Source organism: Phenylobacterium sp., assembly GCF_044236515.1.
Classification (GTDB): domain Bacteria; phylum Pseudomonadota; class Alphaproteobacteria; order Caulobacterales; family Caulobacteraceae; genus Phenylobacterium.
This window is the reverse complement of sequence record NZ_JBIIGK010000140.1, coordinates 1-7,985: the sequence shown is the minus strand read 5'-3', so window position 1 is coordinate 7,985 and position 7,985 is coordinate 1. Positions and strand designations below refer to the sequence as shown.

The window sequence follows — 7,985 nt, the reverse complement described above, 5'->3', positions numbered from 1 at the left end:
GCGGGTCGCGATCACGAACACCCGGGGGCGCGACTGCGGCAGGAAGGCCGCCGCATCGATCTCCAGCGCGCCGAACCGGTAGCCCTGCGACGCCAGCGCCCGGGCCAGGGCGGCGAAATCGGCCCCGCCGCGCGACGTGAGCAACCCGACGACGTTTTCGATGACGATGGTCCGGGGCGCGCGGCCCTCTCTGGCCAGGGCCTCGACCAGCCGCCAGAAGCCGAAGAAGGCCGAGGAGCGTCCGCCGCCCAGACCGGCGCGAGCGCCGGCGAGACTGAAGTCCTGGCAAGGCGACGAGGCCCACGCGAGGTCGGCGCCGCCGGGCAGCCGCGCCGGGTCGATGGCCCAGACGTCGCCCTGGTGGAAATGGCCGGCGGCGTCCGGGAAGTTGTCGCGGTAGGTGCGGGCCTTCACCGGGTCGAAGTCGTTGGCGAAGGCGCAGGACCAGCCGGGGCCGAGACCCTGCCGGGCCATCCCGCCGCCGGCGAAGAATTCGTAGTAGGCGAAAGCCGCGTTCACGCCGTTATTGGTAGGCTGATTTGCGGCCGCTGAAGAGGAGCGAGAGATGCGCAATCGGGTGTGGGCGCTGGCCCTGCTGCTGGCCGCCTGCGGGCGCGAGGCCGAGACGCCGGCGAAGACCGCTGCGCCGCCCGCGCCGGCGGCCGCGCCGAAGCCGCCCGGGACCGTCAGCGACTTCAGCCAGCCGATGATCGCCCGCGGGACCGAGCCGTTCTGGGCGGTGAAGATCGACGGGACCCGGTTCACCCTGTCCGAACCGGGCCAGGCGGATGTGGCGTTCGAGGCCCCCGGCGCCCGGATTTCCCCCGGGCGCGCCGACTGGACCGCGACCGGGCCGGACGGGCGGACCCTGGTCGTGACGCTGTATGTCAGCGAGTGCTCGGACGGGATGAGCGACCTGCGCTATCCGATGACGGCGGAGGTCGAGACGGCGGGGCGGACCCTGCGCGGGTGCGCGGCGAAGGCCTCGGAAGCGCCGCGCGAGGGCGGTTAGCCCTGGCCGAGTTCGAGGGTCGGGATCTGCGAGGTCGGGATCTGGGACTGGGCCGACGCCTCGCTGGCGTGCGGCACCGGCAGGAGCAACCCGACGCCCACGGCGATCGCCGCAGCGGCGGCGAGGAAAGCCTTCAGCGACATGGGATCTCCGTATCCTTCTGTTTCGGCTCAGCTTCGTGCTGGCGACCGCCTGCTGAACATACAGCGTACGGAAGGGTTCCTAAGGTGGAGCTAAGACAGGCTTAGAGCGCCGTTAATCGTCCTGAGGCTTAGTAGACCTGACCTTCGGAAGGCCGACCATGTCCAGCCGCGCGCTCCATCTGCTGATCTACGCCAGCCGCTGCAAGGTTCCATGGGGCGACCAGGGGCCGGAGGTCGCCTCGATCCTCGACGCCTCGATCCGCAACAACGGCCAAGCTGATGTCACCGGCCTGCTGCTGGTCCACGACGGCTGGTTCGTGCAGGCGCTGGAGGGTCCGATGCAGGCGGTCCTGACCACCTATGGCCGCATCTCCGCCGACCCCCGCCACGGCGATTGCCGCGTCCTGCGCGCCGGGCCGGCCCAGGGGCGCAGTTTCGCCGAGTGGCACATGTGCGCCCGCGCCCTGACCTCGGCCGACGGCGCCATCCTCGACACCCTGGCGATGCGCGGCGCCTTCGAGCCGCACCGCCTGACCGGTCCGCAAGCGCTGCGCCTGCTGACCGCCGTGCGCGGCGTGCAGGACAGCGCCGGCCGGCGCGCCGCCGGATAGATCCGACAACGCCGCATGGCGCCCCGGCGCGGGCGGCGGCATAAGGGGGCGATGCACGACGGCGCCGCCGACCTCGATTCCCGCCCGCTCGACGCCGCCCGCGACATCCTGCGCCGGACGTTCGGGCACGCGGAGTTCCGTGGACTGCAGGCCGATGTCATCGCCGAGGTGCTGGCCGGGCGCAGCTGCCTGGCGGTGCTGCCGACCGGCGGCGGCAAGTCGCTTTGCTATCAGATCCCCAGCCTTGTGCGGCCGGGCCTGGGTCTCGTCGTCTCGCCGCTGATCGCGTTGATGGCGGACCAGGTCGCTGGTCTCGTGCAGTCGGGGGTCGCCGCCGCGCGGCTGGATTCCAACGTCGAGCCGGCCGAGCGGGCGGAGACCTGGCGGCGGGTCGAGGCCGGCGAGCTCGACCTGCTCTATCTGTCGCCCGAAGGGCTGATGCAGCCCTGGATGCTGGAGCGGCTGTCGCGCACGCCGCTCGCCTTGATCGCCATCGACGAGGCGCACTGCGTCAGCCAGTGGGGCCACGATTTCCGCCCCGAATACCGGATGCTGGGCCGGCTGGCCGAGCTGTTCCCGGGCGTGCCGCGGCTGGCGGTGACCGCCACCGCCGACGCCCGCACACGCGAGGACATCCGCGCCGAGCTGCGCCTGGAGGCCGGCCGCGAGTTCGTCGCCAGCTTCGCCCGGCCCGAGTTGATCCTGTCGGCGGAACGCAAGAAGGGCGGCAAGGAGAAGCGCGTCGTCGAGCTGGTCACCGCGCGACCGAACCGCTCGGGCGTCGTCTATGCCGGCTCGCGCGACGGGACGGAAAAGCTCGCCCAGGCGCTGCGCGAGGCCGGGGTCCCCGCGCTCGCCTACCATGCCGGGCTGGAGCGGCGACTGCGGACCGAGCGGCTGGAGGAATTCCTGGAGGCGGACGCGGCGGTGATGGTGGCGACCATCGCCTTCGGCATGGGCGTCGACAAGCCGGACGTCCGCTTCGTGATCCACGCCGACCCGCCCGCCTCGATCGAGGCCTATTGGCAGGAGATCGGCCGGGCCGGCCGCGACGGCGACCCGGCCGAGGGCATCACCCTCTATGGCGCCGCGGACATGTCCTGGGCCCTGCGCCGCATCGCCGACCGCGACGTCGACGAGGGGGTCAAGCAGGTCCAGAACCGCAAGGTCCGCCAGCTCTACACCCTGCTGGACGGCACCGGTTGTCGGGCGGCGGCCGTGCGCCGCTATTTCGGCGAGACCGAGGTCGAGCCGTGCGGCCAGTGCGACCTGTGCTCAGGCTCGGTGGACACGGTGGACGCGACCGAGGCGGCCCAGAAGGCGCTGTCGGCCGCCCACCGGCTGGGCGGCCGGTTCGGGCGCGGCCGGCTGGTCGACCACTTGCTGGGCAAGACCAAGGACGTCACCGAGCACGAGCGGTCGCTGTCGACCTGGGGCATCGGCAGCGAGCTGTCCGTCGCCCAGTGGCGGGACCTGACGGAGCAGTTGTTGTTCGAGGGGCTGCTGAAGGAAGATCCCAACGAAGGCCGGCCGCTGGTCGGCATCGGCGACGCCGAGGCGGTGCGCGCGGTCTTTCGGGGCGAGCGGCGGATCGCCATGCGCAAGCCGGCCGAGGGCCATGACGCGGCGACGCGGTCGGGCCGGCCGCGCAAGCGGGGCGGCCGCGAGGCGGTGGCCATACCGCCCGCCGACCAGCCGCTTTTCGAGGCGCTGCGGGCCTGGCGCTCGCGCGAGGCCAAGGCCCAGCACGTGCCGCCCTACGTCATCTTCCACGACCGCACCCTGGCCGAGATCGCCGCCGCGCGGCCCGGAAGCCGCGCGGCGCTGGAACGCCTGAACGGGGTCGGCGAAGCCAAGCTCGCCCACTATGGCGAGGCGGTGCTCGAGGTGGTCGGGGCCTTCGTCTAACCGTCGATGTCGAGGCCGAGCGCCAGGCGCCCGGCGTAACGCAGCTGCGGCTTTTCCTGCAGCGGATGGAAGCGGGCGCCCTGCACGTCACGGAACGCGCGCTCCAGGCCAAGGCCGCGGTAGAAAGCGCCGCCGCCGGCCAGCTCCATCGCCTTTTCGACCGTGCGGATCGCGCCCTGGCCTGCGAGGGTGCGGCCGATCATCGTACGGTTGGTGGTCTCGGGGCCCGGCCTGGCGGTCTGCGCCGTCGCGACCATCTCGTCGAGGGCCATCTCGGCGGAGGCGAAGGCGGTTTCCATTTCGCCGGCCAGGCTGACGAGGGCCTCGTCGGCCGGCTTGCGCCGCGCGACATCCAGGGCCTTGGCGCGGGCGGCCTCGGCGACCCCGACATAGGCCGAGTAGATGATCGGGAAGGCGATCATGCTGATGCCGTGGAACAGCGGCCCCCACTTGCCCTGCGGCCGGCGCCCGGCGATGGCCGCGTCGGCGACGAAGACGCCGTTCAGCTCGACATCGTTGGAGCCGGTGCCGCGCATGCCGAGCGTGCGCCAGGTGTCGAGGACCTTCACGCCGTCGGCCTTCATCGACACGCCGAAGTGCAGGACGGTCGGACCGGCCTCCGGGTCATCGTAGACGGCGCTCGTCATCATGAGGTCACCGGCCGGACTGCCGGAGGAGAAGACCTTCCGCGCGGTGATGCGGAAGCCGCCTTCGACCTTCTCGGCGACGCCGGCGCTCTGCAGCCAGTCGGAGCCGCCGGACGAGACCAGCACGAGGTCCTCGGCCGCGACCCGGCGCAGCAGCCCGTCGGTCGGCGCGCCCTCGTTGCGCCAGCGCCAGACGGCCAGGGCCACGAGGTGGCTGTGCATCGAATAGGCGAGGCCGGTCGATCCGCAGGCCCGCGCCAGGGTGCGGACGATGGCGCAGGTCTCGGCATAGGTGGCCCCGCCGCCGCCGAGCTCGGCGGGGACGTGGGCCTTGAAGAAGCCCTCGCGCTTCAGGAGGTCGTAGGAGTCGGCGACGAAGCTGTCGTCGGCGTCGTGCAGCGGGGCGGTCAGGGCGATCTGGGCGGCGGCCGCGTCGGCGGCGGCGATCCAGTCGGTCTGGCGTGTCAGGGTGTCGGACATCGGGTGTTCCTCTCTATTGAGGCCCTGATCTCATGACCAACCGACGTTCCTCCAGTTCAGGAACTGAATCTGGCCGGTACAGGAACTGAACTGGGCAGCCTCGCGCGCGAGGGCTAGAATACCATCGTTATCCCCGAGGGAGGTATCCAATGGCGCAGGCCGGTTATGCGCAGTTCTGCCCCGTGGCTATGGCGGCGGAGGTGCTGTGTTCGCGCTGGACGCTGGTGCTGATGCGCGAGCTGCTGTTCGGATCGACGCGGTTCAACGACCTGCGCCGGGGATTGCCGCGGATGTCGCCGGCCCTGTTGTCGCAACGGCTGAAGGACCTGGAGGCGCTGGGCGTGATCCGCCGCGCGCCGGGTCCGTCCGGCGTCCTGGAGTATCACCTGACCCCGGCGGGCGAGGAGCTGCGGCCGGTGGTCGAGGCCATGGGCGTCTGGGGCCAGCGCTGGATCGACTCCGACCTCTCCCTGCAACAGCTCGATGCGCAGCTGTTGATGTGGGACATGCGCCGGCGGCTGAACCCCGAGCCGATGCCGAAGCGGCGCAGCGTCATCCAGTTCCAGTATCCCGAGCGACCGGCGGCCGAACGCTGCTGGTGGATGGTGGTGACGCCGGGCGAGCCCGTCGACCTGTGCGGCGTCGATCCGGGCTTCGACGCGGACCTTTATGTAACGAGCGACCTTCGGACCATGACGGCGATCTGGATGGGCTATGACACCGTCCGTGGCGCGCTGGCGACCGAGCGGCTGAAGCTGGTCGGCGACCGGGACCTGGCGGCGAACATGCAGACCTGGCTGGGCCTTTCGACCCTCGCCGCGGTGGCGCGACCGGCGGCCTAGACGTCGACCTCGGCGTCGAGGGCGTTTTCCTGGATGAACTCGCGGCGCGGTTCGACGAGGTCGCCCATCAGGCGGGTGAACATGTCGTCGGCGTCGTCGGCGTGGTTCACCTTGACCTGCAGCAGGGTGCGGGCTTCGGCGTCGAGGGTCGTCTCCCACAGCTGGTCAGGGTTCATCTCGCCCAGGCCCTTGTAGCGCTGGATCGACAGGCCCTTGCGGCCGGCGTCCATCACCGCGCCCACGAGGTCGAGGGGCCCGCGGACCGTGGTCGCCTTGTCCTTGCGGGTGAAGGTGGCCTGGCCGGAGAACAGCTCCGAGAGCTCCTTGGCGCGTTCGGCCAGGCGTCGGGCGTCGGCGGCGTGCAGCAGGATGTCGTCGAGCACGACCCGCTCGGAGACGCCGCGCTTGATGCGGCTGAAGACATAGCCGCCGCCCTCGCCCTTCTCGCCGGTCCAGGCGCCGTCGCCCTCTTCGGCATAGAGATCGAGGCGCCGGGCCGCCGCCGCGGGGTCGCCGCCGCCGTCGACGAACAGGCCGGCGAGGGCCGCCTGCTCGATGGCGAAGGCCGGGGCGCGAGCGGCCAGCCGCTCGACGTTGGCGCGGGCGCCGCGGGAGGTGTTGACCAGCGCCAGCAGGTCGGCGCCGGTCAGGCGCTCGCCCGAGGCGAGGTCGAGGTGCGCGCCCTCGACGCCCTCGTTGACGAGGTAGGTCTCGAGCTCGGAGTCGTCCTTCAGGTAGCGCGAGGACTTGCCCTTGGCGGCCTTATAGAGCGGCGGCTGGGCGATATAGAGATAGCCCTGCTCGATCACCTCCGGCATCTGCCGGTAGAAGAAGGTCAGCAGCAGGGTGCGGATGTGGGCGCCGTCGACGTCGGCGTCGGTCATGACCACGATCTTGTGGTAGCGCAGCTTGTTGATGTCGAAGTCGTCGCGGCCGATGCCGGCGCCGAGCGCGGTGATCAGGGTGCCGATCTGGTCGGACGACAGCATCTTGTCGAACCGGGCGCGCTCGACGTTCAGGATCTTGCCGCGCAGGGGCAGGATGGCCTGGTTCTCGCGGTTGCGGGCCTGCTTGGCCGAGCCGCCGGCGGAATCGCCCTCGACCAGGAAGATCTCGGACTTGGCCGGGTCCTTCTCCTGGCAGTCGGCGAGCTTGCCGGGCAGGGAGGTGATGTCGAGGGCCGACTTGCGGCGCGTCAGCTCGCGCGCCTTGCGGGCGGCGTCGCGGGCGGCGGCGGCCTCGGCGATCTTCTGGACGATGAGGCGCGCCTCGTTCGGGTGCTCCTCGAACCAGGTCGACAGCCCCTCGTTGACGAGATTCTCGACGGCCGGGCGCACCTCGGACGAGACCAGCTTGTCCTTGGTCTGGGACGAGAATTTCGGGTCCGGGACCTTGACCGACAGGACGCAGGTCAGGCCCTCGCGCGCGTCCTCGCCGGTGACTGACACCTTCTCACGCTTCGCCGTGCCGGAGCTCTCGGCATAGCCGGTGATGATCCGGGTCAGGGCCGAGCGGAAGGCGGCCAGGTGGGTGCCGCCGTCCCGCTGCGGGATGTTGTTGGTGAAGGTCAGGACGTTCTCGTGGTAGCCGTCGTTCCACCACAGGGCGAGGTCGAGCTCGACGTTGTCCTTGCGGCCACGGACGACGATCGGCGCCTTGACCAGCGGGGTCTTGGCCTTGTCGAGGTGGCGGACGAAGGCCTCGATGCCGCCCTCATAGCTCATCACCTCCTCGAACGGCTCGGCGCCGCGGTGGTCCTTGAGCCAGATGGTGACGCCGGAGTTGAGGAACGCCAGCTCGCGCAGGCGGTGCTCCAGGGTCTTCAGGTCGAACTCGATGAAGCTGAAGGTCTGGGTCGAGGGCAGGAAGGTGACCTCGGTGCCGGTCAGGAACTCGCCGTTGTCGCGCTTGGGCGAGACGCCGGTGATCTTGAGCGGCGAGACCGCGTCGCCGCGGTTGAACTCCATCTCGTGGACCTGGCCGCCCCGGTGGATCTTCAGCTTCAGGAAGTCGGACAGGGCGTTGACCACCGAGACGCCGACGCCGTGAAGGCCGCCGGAGACCTTGTAGGAGTTCTGGTCGAATTTACCGCCGGCGTGCAGCTGGGTCATGATGACCTCGGCCGCCGACACGCCCTCGCCCTCGTGGATGTCGGTCGGGATGCCGCGGCCGTCGTCGGTGACGGTGCACGAGCCGTCCGCGTTGAGGATCACCTCGACCCGCGTCGCATAGCCGGCCAGGGTCTCGTCGATGGCGTTGTCGACCACCTCGTAGACCATGTGGTGCAGGCCCGAGCCGTCGTCGGTGTCGCCGATGTACATCCCCGGCCGCTTGCGCACCGC

The 7,985-nt window shown here is 70.8% G+C and carries 8 protein-coding genes; 4 read left to right on the top strand and 4 right to left on the bottom strand.

Features of this window, described 5'->3' with window-relative positions; all coding sequences use genetic code 11:
- Positions 1-519, bottom strand: a 519-nt coding sequence (locus ACILRF_RS12890) for a DNA cytosine methyltransferase (RefSeq protein ID WP_395673508.1), incomplete at its 3' end; no start/stop codon positions are given.
- A 46-nt stretch (positions 520-565) separates the two neighbouring features.
- Here ACILRF_RS12890 and ACILRF_RS12885 point away from each other — a divergent pair.
- On the top strand, positions 566-1,012 hold the full coding sequence (locus tag ACILRF_RS12885; RefSeq protein ID WP_395673506.1) for a COG3650 family protein: 447 nt from the start codon (positions 566-568) through the stop codon (positions 1,010-1,012).
- Here the strand turns inward: ACILRF_RS12885 and ACILRF_RS12880 are convergent.
- A complete protein-coding gene (locus tag ACILRF_RS12880; protein ID WP_395673504.1) occupies positions 1,009-1,155 on the bottom strand; it encodes a hypothetical protein in 147 nt (48 codons plus the stop codon). The two genes, ACILRF_RS12885 and ACILRF_RS12880, sit on opposite strands and share 4 nt — an antisense overlap.
- A 158-nt stretch (positions 1,156-1,313) precedes the next feature.
- Here ACILRF_RS12880 and ACILRF_RS12875 point away from each other — a divergent pair, with 158 nt between their 5' ends.
- Together ACILRF_RS12875 and recQ are read left to right on the top strand one after the other, a co-directional pair.
- Entirely contained in the window at positions 1,314-1,766 is a 453-nt protein-coding gene (locus tag ACILRF_RS12875) for a BLUF domain-containing protein (protein WP_395673502.1), read from the top strand.
- Between the two features lie 51 nt (positions 1,767-1,817).
- Positions 1,818-3,674, top strand: a complete 1,857-nt coding sequence (recQ, locus tag ACILRF_RS12870; protein WP_395673500.1) for a DNA helicase RecQ — start codon at positions 1,818-1,820, stop codon at positions 3,672-3,674.
- Here the strand turns inward: recQ and ACILRF_RS12865 are convergent.
- Complete coding sequence (locus ACILRF_RS12865; RefSeq protein WP_395673498.1) at positions 3,671-4,801, bottom strand: acyl-CoA dehydrogenase family protein; 1,131 nt, start codon at positions 4,799-4,801, stop codon at positions 3,671-3,673. The two genes, recQ and ACILRF_RS12865, sit on opposite strands and share 4 nt — an antisense overlap.
- A 149-nt stretch (positions 4,802-4,950) precedes the next feature.
- On the opposite strand from ACILRF_RS12865, the gene ACILRF_RS12860 reads away from it, so the two are divergent.
- The gene (locus tag ACILRF_RS12860) at positions 4,951-5,643 is read left to right on the top strand and encodes a winged helix-turn-helix transcriptional regulator (RefSeq protein ID WP_395673496.1); all 693 of its coding nucleotides are present in this window, start codon (positions 4,951-4,953) and stop codon (positions 5,641-5,643) included.
- Here the strand turns inward: ACILRF_RS12860 and gyrB are convergent.
- The coding region (gene gyrB / locus ACILRF_RS12855) for a DNA topoisomerase (ATP-hydrolyzing) subunit B (RefSeq protein ID WP_395673494.1) at positions 5,640-7,985 on the bottom strand (2,346 nt) is incomplete at its 5' end. The genes ACILRF_RS12860 and gyrB overlap by 4 nt on opposite strands.